This is a genomic window from Mycolicibacterium chlorophenolicum, from assembly GCF_001044235.1.
Lineage (GTDB): Bacteria > Actinomycetota > Actinomycetes > Mycobacteriales > Mycobacteriaceae > Mycobacterium > Mycobacterium chlorophenolicum.
Map to the genome: position 1 here is coordinate 1 of NZ_JYNL01000063.1, position 17,469 is coordinate 17,469.

A 17,469-nucleotide genomic window follows, 5' to 3' on the forward strand; every position below is an offset into this window, starting at 1 on the left:
AAAGCTGGACAGACCAGCGGATTCACGCTGCCCACCCACCGCAGCACAGCAAAATCAGTCTGACCGGACCTCAACAGGGTCGATCCACGGATTGAGGCTTAGCGACACGGAGCTTATCGCCGACAAGATCGACGCGGCGCTCGGCGCCGAGGACACGTCCGACGCACTTGAACGTCGTCTCGCTGGTGGCACAGTGACATCGAACATCAGGAGATCGAGCACATCGAGCCGAAAGGACTACATGCCATGAACATTCGGCTTGTTGCCGCTGCCGCAGTTGTCACGCTCGCTGCAGCGCTGGCGGGCTGTTCCGGCGCAACGACGGTGTCGCCGAAGCAGCCACAGACGACGACAGCGCCAGTAGGGACGAGCAGAGCCGTCTCCGGGTCGGTGTGGGTGGCCGACGAGGGCGGTGAAAGCCTGACCGTCGTGGATGCGGCCACAAACACCGTGGCGATGACCGTGACCGGCATCAAAGGACCGCACAATGTTCAAATCGGCCGCGCGGGGGCAACCGTGTACGCCGTCAGCGAGGGCAACACGGTGATGGCCATCGACGCAGCCACATACACGGTCGCCGCGGTCGCAGCCACAGGATCAGCTCCGGCCCATGTGATCGAGGCACCGAACGGCAAAGTTTATGTCTCCAACTCCGGGGATGGCACTGTGTCGGTGTACCAGGCTCGGGGGCTCGAGGCGACGGGCCGGATCGACCTGGGCGGGATGCCTCACGGACTACGGCCCGCCGCCGGTGGCTCGCTGATCGTGGTGGCCAACACGATGGCTGGGACGGTCGATCTCATCGACCCTGCCAACGATCGGTTCTTGGGCTCTGTCCCGGTGGGCCCCGGCCCGGCGCAGGTGGCAGTCACCGCCGATGGACGGTACGCCTACGCCGGCATCACCGACCCTCCAGCAGTGGTGAAAGTGGATCTGACCGCCCGCAAGGTAGTTGGCACCGCACAGGTGTCAGCCGCTCCAGCCCAGGTGTACCTGACACCGGACGAGGCAACTGTGTTGTCGGCCGATCAGGGCACTGCAGAAAAGCCCGGACATGCGCTGTCGGTGATCGATACCGCAGCAATGACCATTCGCGGCACTGTCGGCACCGGCTCGGGGCCACACGGAGTAGTCATCGACACTTCCGGAACGCGGGCATGGGTCACAAACACCTACGACAACACGGTCTCCGTCATCGACCTGCCCAGCCGGTCGATTGTGGCGACAATCGCTGTCGGCACCGGTCCCAGCGGGGTCAGCTACACGTCGCGCCCTCCGGCCGCATCCGGCACAACGACCGCCACGCTGGACATCCCCGCACAATCCCCGAGCGTCCAAGACCACACTGCGCACCATTAACCAAGGAGGGCATGAGTAACCAAGGAGGGCATGAGTAACCAATGAGGGCATGAGCGGACGCAGCGCCTTTGACGGTTTTGGACACGTGAAGGTCTTTGGTTAGTCCGAGATTGTGCCTAATGGACACCCCATCGCGGACGTTGTCCCATCGGCTCGCGCAGCTGGCCGATGCAAGGTTGAAACGTCACAGCTAGAACAATCACAGAAGGTGCGTGATGGCAGATGCAGCCTACGGCTTGTGGCCGTTAGTAATCGTGAACACCTTGCTATTCGCGGCATTTGGATTGAGTTTCTTTCACCCACGAACAAATCGTGATTGGCGGGCGATGGGTGCATACACCGCCTTCTTGGTGGCGCTGTTCACCGAGATGTATGGCATCCCGTTAACCGTGTATCTGCTTGGGAGCTGGCTTGGGTCCCGGTTCCCGCTGCTGCGCGACACCCACGCCGGCGGGCACCTGTGGAATGACCGCGTCGGTTGGACCGGCGACCCACATCTAAGCCCCTTCCATCTCGCCAGCTATGTGGCAATCGGCGCGGGCTTCTGGCTCATCGCAGCGGGCTGGCGGCGTCTGCACGAGGCGTCCCAGGCCGATCGCCTCGCGACCACCGGACCGTATGCCTGGGTACGGCATCCGCAATACGGCTTTCTGCTCGTGATGATCGGCTTCTTGCTGCAGTGGCCGACGATCCCCACCCTGATCATGTTCCCCGTGCTGGTGTACGTTTACGCGCGACTGGCTCGCGGCGAAGAACACGCGGTGGCAGAACGATTCGGCCAGCAGTGGAGCGATTATGCGGCGCGAACTCCCGCATTTGTACCCCATATCCGCTCGCTTACGCGTAAACCGGCCCGCACGTCCCTTATTCGACGGTGATGACCGTCGCGATTGATTGGCCAGTAGGGGTGGCCGACCGGGCCCGGCGAAAACCTGGAGCTGCCCGCTGCTGCGGGCAGGCTGGCGGACGGCCGGCTCATTCGGCGCCCATCTCGTGCGGGCTGGTCGCCCACGGTGAAACACCGCCGATCGGCGGAACCGGTGCAAATCAAAGATGTAAATGATCAAAGAAAGGATGCCGATATGCCCAAGAAGGTTCGCGTCGCTGTGAACGGGTACGGAGTCATTGGCAAACGCGTCGCCGATGCGGTACAGGCCCAGCCCGACATGGAAATGGTTGGGGTCAGCGACGTGATCGCGGATTACCGGATCAAGACCGCCGTCGGGTTGGATATGCCCGTCTACGCTGCGACGGCAGCACACGCAGGCCAGATGAGGGCGGCGGGGATACCGGTGGCGGGCGCGCTGCCCGACCTCCTCGAGGCGGTGGACGTGGTCGTGGACTGCACACCGGCCAAGATCGGTGCCGCCAACCTCGACCTCTACCGCCAGCACCGGGTCAAGGCCGTCTTCCAGGGCGGCGAAAACCACGCGATGACCGGTCATTCGTTCGTCGCCCACGCCAACTACACCACCGCTGTGGGTCGCGAGACCACCCGAGTGGTGTCGTGCAACACCACCGCGACCGTGCGGACCCTGACCGCGTTGAAAGACGCAGGCCTGCTGGTGAAAGCCCGGGGCGTTCTCATTCGCCGAGCCACCGACCCGTGGGAATCCGATCACTCCGGGATCATGAACACCATTCTCCCGGAGAGCCGCATCCCGAGCCATCAAGGTCCGGACGCTCAGACGGTGGACCCCGACCTGGACGTCGTCACCATGGCGGCCAAGGGCTCGCACACGCAGAACCACCTGCACTTCTGGACCGTGCAGTTGGCGCGCCGCGCCGCTCGGGACGAAATACTCGACGCGCTGCGGGCGGTGCCACGGATCGCATTGATCCGCCAGGCGGATGGCATCGTGGCGCCCAACAGCACCATCGAATTGATGAGGGATATCGGCCGGCCCCGCGGTGACATGTACGAGGTCGGCTTGTGGGAAGACATCCTCACCGTCGACGGCACTGAACTCTTCTACACCTACACCGTCGACAACCAAGCGATCGTCATCCCGGAAAACATCGACGCGATCCGCGCCCTGTCCGGAATGGTCACCGACGCCACCGTATCCATCCGCCGTACCGATGAAACCCTGGGTGTCCGACAAGACTTCCTCGCACACCCGCGTCACGCGCAAGGAAAGACGCCGCCGGCATAGGCCGCTGAGGCTTCAAAAGCAGCCTCCGGACTCACCGGGACGGGTCAGATTGGTCGTTCCACGACACATTGGGTGACTCAAATGCTCCGAGTCGGTCACGCTAATCTGCCGCGCTGCAAGTAGAGCGGCTCGTGTGCGACAAATCAATTGACCGACGCTCCGTCTTCCGAGCGCTGTGTTGCTGATTGATTCAAGAGAGCGCTGGAGACCTGCTGCTCGGCGGCCGGCTGCGGGGCGGGGGCGTACGGGCCCGACGACGTTCGAGGACACCGAGGACCGCTTCGTGCTGCTTTACTCACATTCCGCCCTGCTAACCTTCCTTACTACTACTATGCATCATAGTAGTAGTTGCAGGTTGTGCGGTCTCGACACCGATGACAGAACTCGGCTTCGTGTTGGCCTCCCAGTGCCCTGCGCTGTCGCCGTGCATCCACCGTTCTAAGGGCCCAAGGGGGACTTTCGACCTAATACTAAGTGGCTTAGTACATCTATCGCGGGCGTTGTCGCCGGGTGCAGCATGGCGGCACACGGAAGAAGGTAACCATGACTCGTCAACAAAAGCAGCTGCTTGTCGCTGCGGCCGTGATTGCGATCGTGGTCGGATTGGTGTTCGCCGGGGTTTCGGTGTCGGTACTGCTGGGGATCGGCGCCGTGGCCGCGATGGTGTTCATGCACGCTGGCGGTCATGGCGGTCATGGCGGTCATGGCGGGGCGCCTTCCGGTCACCAGCACCCGAGCACCGAAGACCGGTCGCACTCGCAGGACGGCACGACCGGCCACTGACCCCGCGGCCCAGCGCGGAGCCCACACAGCGGTTACTCGCCCGGCCCGCCGCTCACTTTGTTGCCGGCCGCTGCGTCCGGCCCCGGCGGGTCCCAATGGAAATGCTCGCGATGGTCAAACTGGGCGCGGCGCTGCGATGAGATCGAGGTGCGCCTCGAAGCGGGCCGAGCTACGGAGGCAGCGGTAAGCGCTGTACGACAGTTCGGGATTGCGACATCCGCTCTCTTCGCTCCCACCCGGCCCGACATGCCCCAACGGGTCGACATGGGGCCCGCTGAGCATGCCGGCGCCGTGCGGGCCGACTTGCAAGCCAAACAGAGTCGATTGCAGGAGCAAATCGGCGCGGTCAAAGCGCAGTACGAAGGGTTGACGCCGGAGCAGCAGGCGGCCTTGGCTGCACCGGGCCCTGCGCCCACAGCATCCGCCGACCCCGCAGCAGGGACTCGCCGAGCGGTATGCCCGTGGTGAGATCGACGACGAGGAGTATGCGCGGCGGCTGAACACCTTGAACTCCGGTACGCCGCCGATGTCTGCGTGAGGCGCGGTGCGCGGCGGTCAGGGGCGATGAACAGATCCCGCGTGGGGCCGAGCTCCAGACCGTAACCCGGTTCAGGACATAGCCGTTGACACCGCGGCAGTTGCATGACAGCGACGCGTGGTGGCGACGCTTCCCGAGCATCGTCGTGACCCGACCGCAGACACCAGAGTCCAACGAACTCCGATGCAGGGCCGTAGGTCCCGCATCGATCTGCGCGGAAGTCAGAAACTGGCCGTAGCCCCCGGCGCAGACAACCGGGCATCTGTTGACGACGGTTGAAAATCCGGCCAGTCGCGACGGTTGAAAAGTAGGCCACCCAATCAGATTGGATGGGTGATCTCCTTGGAAGACTGGGCCTTGATCCGGCATCTTCACCTCAGCGAAGGGTTGTCGCAGCGGGCTATCGCACGGAAGCTGAGCATCGCGCGAGACACGGTGGCCAGTGCGCTGGCCAATGATGGTCCGCCGAAGTACGAGCGGGCTTCGCCGCCGTCGGCGATCAGCGAGGTGGAGCCGCGCATCCGGGCCCTGTTGACGGCGTACCCCCGGATGCCGGCGACGGTGCTCGCCGAGCGGGTCGGGTGGACGGGTTCGATCTCCTGGTTCCGGGAGCGGGTCCGGGCGATCCGCCCGGAGTACCTGCCCGCCGATCCGGTGGATCGTCTCGAGCATCCGCCGGGGCGGGCGATGCAGTGCGACCTGTGGTTCCCGGCCCCGAAGATTCCGGTCGGGTTCGGTCAGGAAGCGATGTTGCCGGTGTTGGTGATGGTGGCCGCGTTCTCGCGGTTCATCGCCGCGGTGATGCTGCCCTCGCGCCAGACCATGGATCTGGTGGCCGGAATGTGGCAGCTGCTCTCCCAGAATTTCACCGCGGCTCCGCACGAGTTGTGGTGGGACAACGAAGCCGGGATCGGACGCCGCGGCCGGTTGACCGAACCGGTCACTGCCTTGATGGGCACCCTGGGGTCGCGACTGGTGCAACTCAAACCCTATGACCCCGAATCGAAGGGCATGGTGGAGCGAGCCAACCGCTATCTGGAGACCTCGTTCCTGTCCGGACGGAGCTTCGCCTCACCCGCTGACTTCAATGATCAACTAGCTCAGTGGCTTCCAGTCGCCAACGCGCGACGGGTGCGGGTCCTCGACGGTCGTCCCATCGACTTCCTGGACGCCGATCGAGCCCAGATGCTGCCCCTGCCACCGGTGGCGCCGACCGTTGAGACGGTGACCTCGGTGCGACTGGGACGCGACTACTACGTCCGGGTGGCCGGCAACGACTACTCCGTCGACCCGACTGCGATCGGCCAACTCGTCGAGGTACACACCACCCTCACCGCGGTGACCGTGAGACGGGCAGGGCGCCTACTGGCGGCCCACGACCGCTGCTGGGCGACGCGCCAAACCCTCACCGACCCCACCCACGTCGCGACCGCCTCAGCGCTGCGACACCAGTTCCAGACCGGATCACCGCCGGCGCCAGGGGATCAGCTGGTGCGGGACCTCGCCGACTACGACCGAGCGTTCGGTGTCGACTTCACCACTGCTGCAGTCACTTCCGACGGCGAGGTGGCATGAGCATGGCCGAAGATCCCATGAAGGCCGTCCTGCACTACGCCCAAGCACTCAAGGCACCCCGCATCCGCGACTCCGCCGCCCGGCTGGCCGAGCAAGCCCGCGACGCCGGCTGGACTCACGAAGAGTATCTGGCGGCCGTTTTGTCCCGGGAGGTCTCGGCCCGCGAAGCCTCCGGCGCGGCGACCCGCATCCGATCCGCCGGCTTTCCGACGCGGAAGTCGTTGGAGGACTTCAACTTCGATCACCAACCAACGCTGAACCGGGACATGATCGCCCACCTCGGTACCGGCGCGTTCCTCGCCAAGGCCTCCAACGTCGTCCTCCTCGGGCCACCCGTTATCAACGGGTAGCAACACGCTCGAATCTATGTATGCAACAAGGGGGTTGATGCTGGGCAAGTCATCGTTGTTGCCGGTTTATCGGCGGGTGTTCTTCGACGTGAAGGAACGGCAACGATGGCGTATCCGGTGGCAGTGTCTCCTGCGGGAGGGAAGCGGACCTGGACCGTGCTTGGGGAGGACTTCGCAACGGTCGGTCCCGTCGAGGAGTGGATAGAAGCCCACCGGCACCTGTGGTCGCCGAACACGGTGCGCGGGTATGCGACGTCGTTGGCGCAGTGGTGGAGCTTCCTGGAACAACGCGGACAATCCGATGGATGGCGCGATGTCGGTGTCCCCGCATTCACGGCGTTTCTGTCCTGGCAGCGCAATGGCCGCACAGTTGAGCATCGGCTGGCCGAGTCGGACCAGGCACCGACCGCTGCAACACTGGAAGTTCGCCTTGCAGCATTGATTTCGTTCTACCGCTGGCATCAGGCAGTATCCGGTGTGGCGGTAGCAGGACAGCTACTTCGAGGAACTCCGCGACAGCGACCGGCCCGGGGCTTGCTGGCGCATCTGGATGCGCGGTCGGCCCCGGCGGCATCCTCGCTGGTGCGGGTGCGCCGCGACCGACGCCGCGACAGACCGCCCTTGCTGCTGCCCGAGCAGATCCAGGCGGTCCTGGATGGCTGCGCGGTCTTCGATACCGAGTCCGGTTCGTGGCAAGGAAACCTGCGGGACCGGTTCGTGTTCGCCCTGCTGGCCGAGACCGGGATGCGTCTCGGGGAGGCGCTGGGTCTGCGGATCGGCGAGTTCGTGCTCGGCCGCGGCGATACCGCGTATGTGCAGATCGTGCCTCGCTCGGATAACCCCAACGGGGCGCGGGTGAAGATGATGCGACCGCGACGAGTCTATGTTGGGGCTGACCTCGAGCGGCTGTTCGCCGATTATCTCACCGACATCGCCTGCCGGGCAGCCGAATCCGGGATCGGTCTGATGGACACATCGCCGCTGCTGGTGAATGTGGCCAGACCACCGTTGTTGGCCGCATTGCGGGAGACGACGGTCCGGGAGAAAGTGGCCACGCTGCGTCGGCGGGGCATCGGACCACTCGGGTGGACGCCGCACTGGTTCCGCCACACCCATGCCACCGCCTTGTTGCTCGCCGGGACGCCGGAATGGGTGGTCTCCCGGCGTCTTGGCCACGCTCATGTGCAGACCACCCTTGACCTCTACGGCTGGGTCCGCGACGACGAAGCCCTGCGAGCGGCAGCCAACTGGGCTTCCTACGCCAGCAGCTGGCGGGTGGCCGAATGATCGACGAGCATAGCCACCTGCGGCTGCGCAGTGCCGACCACCTCGATCCGATCTGGCGGCTCTGGGAAGGGCTGCCAGCACAGTGGCGTGGCCCCGTGCTCGGGCCCGGTATCCAGAACTGGGCCTCGATCACCGAGAACGATTGGCCGCATCTGGACCTGAGCGGACTGCCCGTCCCGTTCGCCGCGGAGCTGGCGTGGATGGCGCACTGGCAGGCCAGTGATGGCACCCGCGTCTCGGTGTTGGCGATGGCGCAGTTGGCCAACATGATCCGGCGGGCCGTCGCCGAAGGCCGTGATTTCCCCTCATCGATCCGGGCGATGGATTACGACGCCGCCGCGGCGTTGCAGAGTGATGGACGTCTGCCCGGACAGTCTCGGGTGGCAAACGTGGCTGATCCTGTGCGCCGTCCTTGTCGTGCTGTGGGCCGCCGCCATCGCGGGCGCGACGGCGCTGTTCCACGCTTCTGGGCGGCCGTCCCGCAGCCGGCGGCGGGAGGCACTGCAGGAGACTGTGCGCAGCGGCCACACCGGAGCGGACTGACTGGTCAGCGACGCGGCGGACGTAGCGCTCCCCGGGAAAGTGTCAGTATTCGATCAAGCGCGTGACGTAGGGCGTCATGCCGGAGCTGCGTACGGGTGAGATTTTGACTACTGACCCGGTGTAGGGGGCTTCGAGCATCATGCCGTCGCCGAGGTACATGGCTTCGTGCTGGCTGGCGTTGGGGCCGTAGAAGATGAGATCCNACTGACCCGGTGTAGGGGGCTTCGAGCATCATGCCGTCGCCGAGGTACATGGCTTCGTGCTGGCTGGCGTTGGGGCCGTAGAAGATGAGATCCCCGCGCTGCATCTGCGATGACGGTACTTTGCGGCCGGCGTTGTACTGAGAGCCGGAGTAGTGGTCGAGTTTGATGCCTACGCCTGCGAAGGCGTAGAGCATGAGGCCGGAGCAGTCGAAGCCGACGGTGTTGGCTCCTTGATCGATTCCCCGAGAGGGCCCGTTGGCGTTGCCGCCGCCCCAGGAGTAGGGGACGCCGAGTTGCGACATGGCTCGTCGGATCACGAATTCAGAGGCTTGGCGGCCGTACAGGCGGGGGATGCGTCCGTTGGTGATTCCGGGATCTGCGGCGGCGGTCGCGGGGGAGAGGATGCCGAGTTTGACGAGGAAGTTTCGGCCCATGTCGGCGGTGAGTTGCAGCGAGGTCGCCATGATTTTGAGGACGGCGTTGATGATGGCTATCGGATCGCCGGCCACATTGGCACTGGGCACCATCGGCAGTGTGGTGTCCCACTGGCCGGCGCCCGAGCTGTCTGCCGGTGCCGGACTGGTGCGGTCCCATTGGCCGCTCGGCGGGACTGCGGCGCCGGGTTGCGCGGCCGTGGGCTGGTGTGCGGTAGCTGCTACCGGTCGGGCAGTAGTCAGTCGGGTTTGTGCGGAGTCGCGTTCGGCGGCCAACCGGGTCAGGTCGGACTGTTGATCGGTGAATGCGCGTTGCGCGCCAACGAGTTCGGTGACTGCGGCGTCCTGTCGCCGTTGCGCTTCGGCCGCTGCTGCGTCGGCGTCCAGCCGGGCCTGCTTGGCGGCCGAGAGTTGGTTGGCGCGTTCAGTCTGGCTTCGGCGAAGATCGTCTTTGACCCTGCCGAAAGCAAGGAGATAGGTCTGCTGCGTCGAGGCTGCCGAGAGGATGTCTTCAGGGCTGCTTGCCAGCGGCAGCGCGCGGGAGGGACCGTTCATGTAGCTGGAGGCGGCGAAATCGTCGAACCGCTGCTGCGTGGCGTCGATGGCGGTCTGGCTGTCGACGAGTGCTTTCTCGCTGTCTTCGAGTGTGCGGTGCGCCTCGGTGACCGCCTGGCGGGCGGTGGCAAGCTCCACCAGGGTCCGATTGACGCTCTCCTGTTTGTGTTGGATGTCCGCGCCGATATCGGCGACGTGCTGGTTGGCTTCGGCAACGGCAGCGACAAGTCCTGCGACCGTTTCGTTGTCACCATCAGGTTCGCTTCCGTGGCCGGCCGTTGCGATGCCCGAGGTGTGAAGCACCAGCACCGCAAAAATCACCCCGGTGGTGAGAAGTGAAGTGAGGCGCCGCATCAATTCTCCTGTGGGTGGCTGCCGGTAGCCGCGAGTCGGGCAGGGCGGTGCGCCGACGTGCCATGTCGGACGATCTACAAGCTATGAGTACGAAGTTGATCAGTACGTAGTCGGAACGTACATCACTGCGGCATCAGGAGAAACACCTGTCACAGTCACAACTCGGTAACACCTGACCAACCGGCGGCATTTGCTGTTGACTCGACGGGTCGGTGCCATCGGCTGGATCAGGAGTGGGCACGCCGGGGCGGGATCGATATCAGTGGCGTAGCCGCGGTGAGGTCCCCGGCATTTGGGCTGTTGGCGGCTACATTGGGAGGCTGCAGGGTGCCGCGCTGTGCGCATCGGCCACCTCGTCAGAGCGGGGCAGGAGTTGCGGCGGATGGAACAGCGAGGATTCGGCGATCTCGAAGCGATGATCATGGACTGGGTGTGGGATCACCAGGAGCCGATCACCGTGCGTGAGGTATTCGAGGACCTGTCCCAGCAGCGACCTATCGCGTACACGACTGTGTTGTCGACCATGGACAACCTGTATCGCAAGCGGTGGCTCACACGGCAGCGCAACGGCAAAGCCTATGTGTACCGGGCGGCGATGAGTCGTGCGGAGCGGTCAGCGCGTCTGATGAAAGCTGCCTTCGACTCCGGCGGCGACACCAACACTGTGCTGGCTTTTTTTGTCGAGCAGATGAGTACAGAGCAGTCGGCGCAGCTGAAGGCGGCGCTGAGTAAAGGTCGGCGATCATGACGACTGCTGTGTGGCTGGTCCTCTACGGCGCGGTGTTGGCGTGGCTTGCTCCGCCGGTACTGCGGCGCCTTACTGCTGGTGGGGTGAGCCCGGCCATGGGTGTGGCCGCGTGGTTGGCCACTGTTGTCGCCGTGCTTGTGGCGTGGCTGGCGGCCGTGGTGCTGGTGGTCGACTCGACGTAGTGCCCTGAATGGCTCGGTGGTGACCCTCTGTCTGGAACTGTTCGGGTTCTCTGATCACACGCCGCTGGCGGGACGCCTCGGGTCTATAGCTCTCATCGGTGGGGGGTTGCTGACCTCGGGGGTGGTGGCGCTGCGACTGGGACGCTGTTTGGCCAGACTGCGCACGCGAAGTCATGAGCACGCACACGCCGCGCGGATCGTTGGTCGGCCTACTGACCATCCCCACGTCGTTGTCGTCGAGGCGGACCTTCCCGCCGCCTACTGCGTCATCGGCCGCCCCCACGCCATCGTCGTCACCTCGGCGGCCGTAAAATCGTTGGACCGAGCGCAATTGAAAGCGGTTCTGGCGCATGAGCATGCGCACCTATCGGGGCATCATCACCACATTCTGATGGTGTTGCGTGCCCTCGCAGCCACCTTGCCCCATCTTCCCCTGTTCGCGGGCGCGCATCAGGCTGTGGCGGAACTACTAGAGATGTGCGCCGACGACACCGCTGCTCGTCGCGTCGGCACTCGTCCATTACTTACGGGTTTGCTTGCACTCGCCGGTCACCGACCTCCTGTCGCCGAAGGTCTGGCCGCGGCGGCAACGGCGGTCATCACCCGCGCCGAGCGGCTAGTCACCCCGACGCGTCGGCACGTGCGGTGGCGCCACCGCGCTCTCCTTACTGTCGCCATCGCCACCATGCTCGCCACCCCGGCATTCATCCAGGTGCTCTGCCACCACTAGGCGCTACCCAGCTTCCGGGCCGTCGCCGCCGAGGCGCATTCCACAGGACGAGGGACGATTCGGCGCCCGCTGTTGGCCTATCCAGCAAAGGCTCGTCTGACTGCCCAGCGCCAACGTCCAGAGCGGAAATTATCTACGGAGTCAAACCGTAGATGACCAGTGCAAAAGATGGCTCGCCGAGATGGATTGGTCGCACGCACGGCGTCGAAATGAGCCGTACAGCAATGCTATCGGGCGAATGCGGTGAGTGCGTTGGCCGTTTCGCGCGGGTCGCCGGAGATGGCGGTCGCGGGCAGGTCACGACACGGCGTCAAGTCAACCGACGGCCCTAGGGTCGGCGATCCGCTGCTACAGTCGGCAACATCGTGAGGTACATCGACGCGAGTTCCCCGCAGCGCCGACGCGCAGTCGTCGCTGCATTGCTCGCGTTCTGGATCGTCATCGTGGCTGCGGAATGGGCGCTGCCGGGAATCGAGGCTGCGCCGGCCCATGGACCCCACCCCCTTGCGAGTGCGGTGGGCGCGCCGGTGGCCGTCCAGCTTGATCATCCGCACATCTCCCAGGGTGGCGTCGCGCCGTCGCCGGAATCTTTCGCCGAGGCTGTCTTGCCGCGAGGAACGGTCACGCTGATCGCCTTGGCCTTAGTCAGCGCCTTGGCTGTGCTGCCGGCGTTATGGCGCTACGCGCCGCTGACACCTATCCGCGGCCCACCGCGCTCACCCGTCGCACAAACCGGCCGAGACGTGCTCGTCCGGCTCTGCATCGCGCGTCGCTGACTGGCCAGCGTCAGGCCTCGTGTCGTGAACCGAGGCCGGTGACCGCTGCCCATGATCAGCAGCTGCGCGACCAGTCGCGCCGTCAAACAGAAGCGACATCCACGACATGAATCACGCCCTTTCGATCCACCATGCCCAGGACACAGACCGATTCGAGCAACTGCGGCTGGGCCGCTATGAGCGGCCGGCTACGATGGTCGGGCAGACGCCCGTCTTGAGGATCGGCGCGCCGTTCACCGCCGCAGAGCACGGCTTCTGGGCCAAACTCGAAGGCTTCAATCCTGGCGGCATGAAAGACCGGCCTGCACTGCATATGGTCGAACGTGCGCGCTCTCGCGGGAAGCTCGTCCCGGGCGACCGTATCGTCGAGTCGACCAGCGGCACTCTAGGATTGGGGCTTGCGCTGGCTGGAACTGTGTACGGTCACCCCGTCACCTTGGTCACCGACCCCGGCATGGAGCCGATCATCCAGCACATGCTCGCCGCGTTCGGCGCGCACATCGAATTGGTCACTGAGCCTCACCCGCGCGGCGGCTGGCAACAGGCCCGTACCGAACGCGTTCATGAGATTCTGGGCACTGATCCGCAGGCGTGGCATCCCGACCAGTACAACAATCCGGACAATGTGGAGGCCTACCGCGGGCTGGCTATGGAACTGATTGAGCAGCTCGGGTCTGTCGATGTGTTGGTGTGTTCGGTCGGTACCGGGGGACACTCGGCAGGGGTGGCACGGGTCCTGCGGGAATATAATCCCGGCCTGCGGTTGATCGGCGTCGACACGGTGGGCTCTACCATCTTCGGGCAACCCGCGACGACCCGGCTGATGCGTGGCCTCGGCTCAAGCATCTACCCCGGCAACGTCGACTACGCGGCCTTCAACGAGGTGCACTGGGTCGCGCCAGCGGATGCGGTATGGGCCTGTCGAACTTTGGCGGCCACCCACTATGCCAGTGGCGGGTGGAGCGTCGGCGCGGTCGCGGTGGTGGCGGGGTGGGCTGCGCGTCGCAGCGACCCGGGCACCACGGTCGCCGCGATCTTCCCCGACGGCCCACAGCGCTATTTCGACACCATCTATAACGACGATTACTGCCGCACCCACGGCCTGTTGGATAAGGCGCCGCCGAACGAACCGGCCACCATCGATCACCCGCTGCGACACGTGGTTAAGGCCTGGACGCGGTGCCCTGTAGTCGTCGACCCCACGCAGGTGGTGCCACGATGACACTGCTGTCCGGGTTCGGCAGTTTCGGCTGGCCAAGCCGCATGCTGATGATCAACCAATTCGGGATCAACCTCGGGTTCTACATGCTCATGCCGTACTTGGCCGGCTACCTGGCTGGGCCCCTGGGTTTGGCGGCATGGGCCATCGGGCTCGTTCTCGGGGTGCGCAACTTCTCCCAGCAAGGCATGTTCATCATCGGCGGCACGTTGGCCGATCGCCTGGGCTTCAAGCCCCTCATCGTGAGTGGATGCGTGCTGCGCACGGCAGGATTCGGGCTTTTGGTGTTCGCCGACTCGCTACCGGCGGTGTTGGTCGCCTCGGCGGCAACGGGTTTCGCCGGTGCCCTCTTCAACCCAGCTGTGCGTGCATACTTGGCCGCCGACGCGGGCCCGCGACGGCTGGAAGCGTTCGCGCTGTTCAACGTGTTCTATCAGGCCGGCATCCTCGCCGGGCCGCTGGTGGGCTTGGCGTTGATGTTTGTCGACTTCAAGATGACTGCGGCTGCCGCGGCCCTGGTTTTCGCGGTGCTGACGGTGGCGCAGCTGTTCGCACTGCCGCAGCGCGCAGTGGCGCCGACACCGGAAAAGACTTCGGTGCTGCAGGATTGGCGGGCGGTCGCGGCCAATCGTTCGTTCCTGCTGTTCGCCGCGGCCATGATCGGCTCCTATGTCCTGTCGTTTCAGGTATACCTCGCGATGCCGCTACAGGCGCGGTACCTGTTTCCGCAGAACGACTCCGTCGTCACAGCGATGATCTTCGTGGTCTCCGGAGTGGTGGCGGTGCTTGGGCAGATGCGCATCACACGCTGGTTCGGGCGGCGTTGGGGTTCGGGGCGCTCACTGGCGATCGGGATGCTGATCCTGGCGCTGTCGTTCCTGCCGCTCATCGCGTTGCCCGATGACGAGCGAGCCGGCCGTGTCGCGGCCGCCACAGCGCTGCTGATCGCCACGGCCGTGCTGGCGGTCGGCTCCGCTGCGGTGTTCCCGTTCGAAATGGATACCGTCGTGTCCCTGGCCGATAATCGGCTCGTCGGAACGCATTACGGTTTTTACAACACGATCGTCGGCGTCGGCATCCTGGTCGGCAACCTGGCAACAGGGTCGTTGATGCAACTCGCCAGAGAGCTTGGGCAGCCCGAACTTCTGTGGGTGTTGTTGACAGTCATCGGATTGCTGTCGGCGGCTGCGCTGTACCGCCTGGATCAGCGAGGACGACTGGGATCAACGCCGAAGGCCGTTGATGACGCGACCCGGCGCTGAAATGTCCCGGTCGGCGCGTCATCTACGTAGCAACTACGTAGGTAGCGGTAGACTATCTCTCGCGGGCGGCGCAGGATGCGCGGGCGCGCTTTAGTTTTCGTGAACGGCTGGGAGAGTGCCACGACGATCGAGTCGCACCGTGTTGTCGCTGGTTCCGTACCGCCAGTGGCGGCCGCCGGCCGCATCCGTGTACTCCTCGTTGAGCCGCGACGCATCTATGCGGCCACCGTCGCGCGACACCTTCGTGCCGACGATTTCGCGGTGGAGGTGGCCTACTCGCCGCGTGCTGCGATCATAGGTCTGCACGAGGGTGATCCCGATGTGGTCGTGGTGTGCGTGGGCGCGCAGGGCCGGGGCACGGCCATGCTTGACCGCATTCGTCAGGAGACGCAGGTCGGCGTGGTCGCTCTCAGCGACGGCGATATTGCGCCGCTGCTCGTGAGTACCGGGGCCGTCTGTGTGGGCGACATCGCGGCGCTGAACGTGCGAATTCGGCTGGCGCTGAGGCACTGCGGTGTCAGTGGCGAACCACGTGGCGGCTACTACGGCGAGGTGATGCATCGCCGGGAATTCGGAGATCTCCTTATCGATATGGTCGCACGCCGGGTGTCTCTGCGCGGCGAGGCGCTGTCACTTACCCGAACGGAGTTCGAGATCCTGTCCACGCTGGCAGAGAGTCCGGGCGAACCGGTGACGTGTCGTCACCTGCAGCTGAGCCTGTGGGGGGATGCCTCCGACGGTGGCCGGTCCACGCTGGGGGTGCACGTGGGCAATCTTCGGCGCAAGCTGGGTGAGGACCCGCATTCACCGCGGTATCTGCGTACGGTGCGCGGTACCGGTTACTGTCTCACCGGCTGAGTGGGGGCGGCGAGTGCCTGGTGCGCCGCAGTGATGCAGCTGGTGGCAGATTGCGGCGAGGACTTAGCTTTCGATGATGCGAACGACGTAGGGCGTCATCCCTGACGTGCGCACTGGGGAGATCTTGATTGGCACGCCGGTCTNCAGATTGCGGCGAGGACTTAGCTTTCGATGATGCGAACGACGTAGGGCGTCATCCCTGACGTGCGCACTGGGGAGATCTTGATTGGCACGCCGGTCTGCTGTGCCTCGAGCATCTGCCCGCCGCCGAGATAGATAGCTTCGTGCTGGCTCCCCCCGGGGCCCCAGAACAGGAGATCGCCCCGCTTCGCTTGGGAGGGTGGCACCTTGCGGCCGGCGTTGTACTGGTCACCGGACCATCGCGGGAGCAGCACTCCGACGCCGGCGAACGCGAACCGTGTCAGGCCTGAACAGTCAAACCCCACAGTGCCGGCCCCCTGGTCGACGCCGCGGCTGGGACCGGTGAGGCTGCCCCCACCCCAGGAGTAGGGAATACCGATTTGCGTTCCTGCCCTGCGGATTACGTACTCGATCGCTTGCGCACCATTGACCCGGTTTCCGCGCACGCTGGTCGACGGATCCGCGGCCGGACTGACGACTCCCAGGCTGCTGAGAAAGTTGCGACCCATGCTCATGGCGGTCTGCGTCGCCATGGCCGTGGCCTGAAGAGAGGCGTTCGCGATGGCAACCGGATCACCGGGAGCGCCTGCGCTCGCCACCTTGGGAAGCAGTGGGTCCCACGGACCGGCAGCAGGTTGGGCCGACGCGACCGGTGCACACGCGACGAAGAGCAGCACGACGATGCTGAGGACACCGGGGAGCCGCCGAACGCGTCTCGCACCGCGCATCGCCGGGTCAGACCGGTCGGCGCCGGCACTTGCCGCACTCCTGCTCCGGACGTCTGATTTCATGTCTTCTCCTCGGTGCGCCGCGCGGTGTCCTACTTCGTGCACCAATAGCGGGGCTGAAACGCATACGTACGGCGCAGCACCAAAATACGTAGCTCCTACGGAGAAAAGCCTAACTCACAAAAGCCCCACCAGTAACAGTAGCCACATAATTACAATGGTGAAATTCGCTGCGGCCGTTCACATTGAACGCGGAAAGCGCTGGGCAGGAGCCGTTCCGCGGCCGGGAATACGTGCGCCAATGGTGCGCGGATTGGTGCGCATGCGCGTATCTCGGAGAGGAGTTCTATGGCCGTCGTTGAGGGCAACGATTCTGCCCAGGAGAGGTCCTATGACGCCTCGTCGGCGTAGCGCCGCGATGTGTTCATCGGGGAGTCTGTGGGCTTCAGCGATGCCAGCAGCTGCCCGTGCAGCAGCGGCGTCTAACAGCTGACCTAATGCGCTGCAAGAGAAAGGGGTTTCGCTGTCCGGCACCGATGCCATGTCGGCTCAGGTGTCGAGCACTTGTGCTGCTTAGCCTCGATCCACCGATAAATTGGTTGGTCGTGGGGTGTCGGAATGAGGAAAGTGCCCCTTGAGCTGGGAGGATTGGTGTTCTCTACGCATCAATCAGGCCAGTTCAGAAAGG

The 17,469-nt window shown here is 64.8% G+C and carries 18 protein-coding genes and 2 pseudogenes; 17 read left to right on the forward strand and 3 right to left on the reverse strand.

Annotation, left to right across the window (positions count from 1 at the left end; translation table 11 throughout):
* The 10 genes and pseudogenes from MCHLDSM_RS39705 to MCHLDSM_RS40255 form a co-directional block, all read left to right on the forward strand.
* A partial coding sequence (locus tag MCHLDSM_RS39705; RefSeq protein WP_234714157.1) for a hypothetical protein occupies positions 1 to 250 on the forward strand: 250 nt, incomplete at its 5' end.
* A complete protein-coding gene (locus tag MCHLDSM_RS22205) occupies positions 247 to 1,359 on the forward strand; it encodes a beta-propeller fold lactonase family protein (protein ID WP_048472047.1) in 1,113 nt (370 codons plus the stop codon). The genes MCHLDSM_RS39705 and MCHLDSM_RS22205, both read left to right, overlap by 4 nt.
* Positions 1,360 to 1,574: 215 nt before the next feature.
* Positions 1,575 to 2,237, forward strand: coding sequence for a methyltransferase family protein (locus MCHLDSM_RS22210; RefSeq protein ID WP_048472048.1), 663 nt, complete (start codon positions 1,575 to 1,577; stop codon positions 2,235 to 2,237).
* Between the two features lie 162 nt (positions 2,238 to 2,399).
* Positions 2,400 to 3,515 carry a type II glyceraldehyde-3-phosphate dehydrogenase gene (locus MCHLDSM_RS22215; RefSeq protein ID WP_234714158.1) on the forward strand — a complete coding sequence of 372 codons (1,116 nt, stop codon included), beginning with the start codon at positions 2,400 to 2,402 and terminating at the stop codon, positions 3,513 to 3,515.
* Positions 3,516 to 4,025: 510 nt separating this feature from the next.
* Complete coding sequence (locus MCHLDSM_RS22220) at positions 4,026 to 4,298, forward strand: hypothetical protein (RefSeq protein WP_170216890.1); 273 nt, start codon at positions 4,026 to 4,028, stop codon at positions 4,296 to 4,298.
* Positions 4,299 to 4,704: 406 nt separating this feature from the next.
* A complete protein-coding gene (locus tag MCHLDSM_RS40130; RefSeq protein WP_268781945.1) occupies positions 4,705 to 4,836 on the forward strand; it encodes an SHOCT domain-containing protein in 132 nt (43 codons plus the stop codon).
* 333 nt (positions 4,837 to 5,169) lie between these two features.
* Positions 5,170 to 6,411: an IS21 family transposase gene (gene istA / locus MCHLDSM_RS22225; RefSeq protein ID WP_048472051.1), complete on the forward strand. Its 1,242-nt coding sequence runs from the start codon at positions 5,170 to 5,172 to the stop codon at positions 6,409 to 6,411.
* Positions 6,412 to 6,413: 2 nt separating this feature from the next.
* Positions 6,414 to 6,746 (forward strand): annotated as a pseudogene (locus MCHLDSM_RS22230) (ATP-binding protein); the annotation flags it as partial.
* Between the two features lie 120 nt (positions 6,747 to 6,866).
* Positions 6,867 to 8,048 carry a tyrosine-type recombinase/integrase gene (locus MCHLDSM_RS22235; protein ID WP_013470154.1) on the forward strand — a complete coding sequence of 394 codons (1,182 nt, stop codon included), beginning with the start codon at positions 6,867 to 6,869 and terminating at the stop codon, positions 8,046 to 8,048.
* Positions 8,045 to 8,656 carry a hypothetical protein gene (locus MCHLDSM_RS40255; RefSeq protein WP_280513802.1) on the forward strand — a complete coding sequence of 204 codons (612 nt, stop codon included), beginning with the start codon at positions 8,045 to 8,047 and terminating at the stop codon, positions 8,654 to 8,656. The genes MCHLDSM_RS22235 and MCHLDSM_RS40255 overlap by 4 nt, the downstream gene beginning before the upstream one ends.
* On the opposite strand, the gene MCHLDSM_RS39720 is transcribed toward MCHLDSM_RS40255, so the two are convergent.
* Together MCHLDSM_RS39720 and ripA are read right to left on the reverse strand one after the other, a co-directional pair.
* Positions 8,634 to 8,793: NlpC/P60 family protein (locus tag MCHLDSM_RS39720; protein WP_234714162.1), on the reverse strand; the 160-nt coding region annotated here is incomplete at its 5' end. The two genes, MCHLDSM_RS40255 and MCHLDSM_RS39720, sit on opposite strands and share 23 nt — an antisense overlap.
* A gap of 1 nt (position 8,794) precedes the next feature.
* Positions 8,795 to 10,137 (reverse strand): annotated as a pseudogene (gene ripA, locus MCHLDSM_RS22245) (NlpC/P60 family peptidoglycan endopeptidase RipA); the annotation flags it as partial.
* A gap of 382 nt (positions 10,138 to 10,519) precedes the next feature.
* Here ripA and MCHLDSM_RS22250 point away from each other — a divergent pair.
* The 7 genes from MCHLDSM_RS22250 (at position 10,520) to MCHLDSM_RS22270 (ending at position 15,912) form a co-directional block, all read left to right on the forward strand.
* Complete coding sequence (locus tag MCHLDSM_RS22250) at positions 10,520 to 10,885, forward strand: BlaI/MecI/CopY family transcriptional regulator (RefSeq protein WP_048472059.1); 366 nt, start codon at positions 10,520 to 10,522, stop codon at positions 10,883 to 10,885.
* Positions 10,882 to 11,067 carry a hypothetical protein gene (locus tag MCHLDSM_RS39725; RefSeq protein WP_234714159.1) on the forward strand — a complete coding sequence of 62 codons (186 nt, stop codon included), beginning with the start codon at positions 10,882 to 10,884 and terminating at the stop codon, positions 11,065 to 11,067. Before MCHLDSM_RS22250 ends, MCHLDSM_RS39725 begins: the two co-directional genes overlap by 4 nt.
* 19 nt (positions 11,068 to 11,086) lie before the next feature.
* Positions 11,087 to 11,797, forward strand: a complete 711-nt coding sequence (locus MCHLDSM_RS22255; RefSeq protein WP_234714160.1) for a M56 family metallopeptidase — start codon at positions 11,087 to 11,089, stop codon at positions 11,795 to 11,797.
* A 365-nt stretch (positions 11,798 to 12,162) separates the two neighbouring features.
* Positions 12,163 to 12,573: a putative copper homeostasis (lipo)protein LpqS gene (lpqS, locus tag MCHLDSM_RS36570; RefSeq protein ID WP_082169028.1), complete on the forward strand. Its 411-nt coding sequence runs from the start codon at positions 12,163 to 12,165 to the stop codon at positions 12,571 to 12,573.
* 106 nt (positions 12,574 to 12,679) lie between these two features.
* The gene (locus tag MCHLDSM_RS22260) at positions 12,680 to 13,795 is read left to right on the forward strand and encodes a PLP-dependent cysteine synthase family protein (protein ID WP_048472053.1); all 1,116 of its coding nucleotides are present in this window, start codon (positions 12,680 to 12,682) and stop codon (positions 13,793 to 13,795) included.
* Entirely contained in the window at positions 13,792 to 15,054 is a 1,263-nt protein-coding gene (locus MCHLDSM_RS22265) for an MDR family MFS transporter (protein WP_048472054.1), read from the forward strand. The genes MCHLDSM_RS22260 and MCHLDSM_RS22265 overlap by 4 nt, the downstream gene beginning before the upstream one ends.
* A gap of 165 nt (positions 15,055 to 15,219) precedes the next feature.
* Positions 15,220 to 15,912: a winged helix-turn-helix transcriptional regulator gene (locus tag MCHLDSM_RS22270; protein WP_048472055.1), complete on the forward strand. Its 693-nt coding sequence runs from the start codon at positions 15,220 to 15,222 to the stop codon at positions 15,910 to 15,912.
* 161 nt (positions 15,913 to 16,073) lie between these two features.
* On the opposite strand, the gene ripB is transcribed toward MCHLDSM_RS22270, so the two are convergent.
* Positions 16,074 to 16,844, reverse strand: coding sequence for an NlpC/P60 family peptidoglycan endopeptidase RipB (ripB, locus tag MCHLDSM_RS22275; protein WP_048472056.1), 771 nt, complete (start codon positions 16,842 to 16,844; stop codon positions 16,074 to 16,076).
* Between the last annotated feature and the right edge of the window lie 625 nt (positions 16,845 to 17,469).

Excerpts from the sequence above, each read along its gene's own strand:
- MCHLDSM_RS22205 (WP_048472047.1), top strand. The coding sequence starts at position 247 with ATGAACATTCGGCTTGTTGCCGCTGCCGCAGTTGTCACGCTCGCTGCA.
- MCHLDSM_RS22210 (WP_048472048.1), top strand. The coding sequence starts at position 1,575 with ATGGCAGATGCAGCCTACGGCTTGTGGCCGTTAGTAATCGTGAACACC.
- ripB (WP_048472056.1), bottom strand. The coding sequence starts at position 16,844 with ATGAAATCAGACGTCCGGAGCAGGAGTGCGGCAAGTGCCGGCGCCGAC.
- MCHLDSM_RS22235 (WP_013470154.1), top strand. The coding sequence starts at position 6,867 with ATGGCGTATCCGGTGGCAGTGTCTCCTGCGGGAGGGAAGCGGACCTGG.
- MCHLDSM_RS39725 (WP_234714159.1), top strand. The coding sequence starts at position 10,882 with ATGACGACTGCTGTGTGGCTGGTCCTCTACGGCGCGGTGTTGGCGTGG.
- MCHLDSM_RS22250 (WP_048472059.1), top strand. The coding sequence starts at position 10,520 with ATGGAACAGCGAGGATTCGGCGATCTCGAAGCGATGATCATGGACTGG.
- MCHLDSM_RS22265 (WP_048472054.1), top strand. The coding sequence starts at position 13,792 with ATGACACTGCTGTCCGGGTTCGGCAGTTTCGGCTGGCCAAGCCGCATG.
- MCHLDSM_RS40255 (WP_280513802.1), top strand. The coding sequence starts at position 8,045 with ATGATCGACGAGCATAGCCACCTGCGGCTGCGCAGTGCCGACCACCTC.
- MCHLDSM_RS22260 (WP_048472053.1), top strand. The coding sequence starts at position 12,680 with ATGAATCACGCCCTTTCGATCCACCATGCCCAGGACACAGACCGATTC.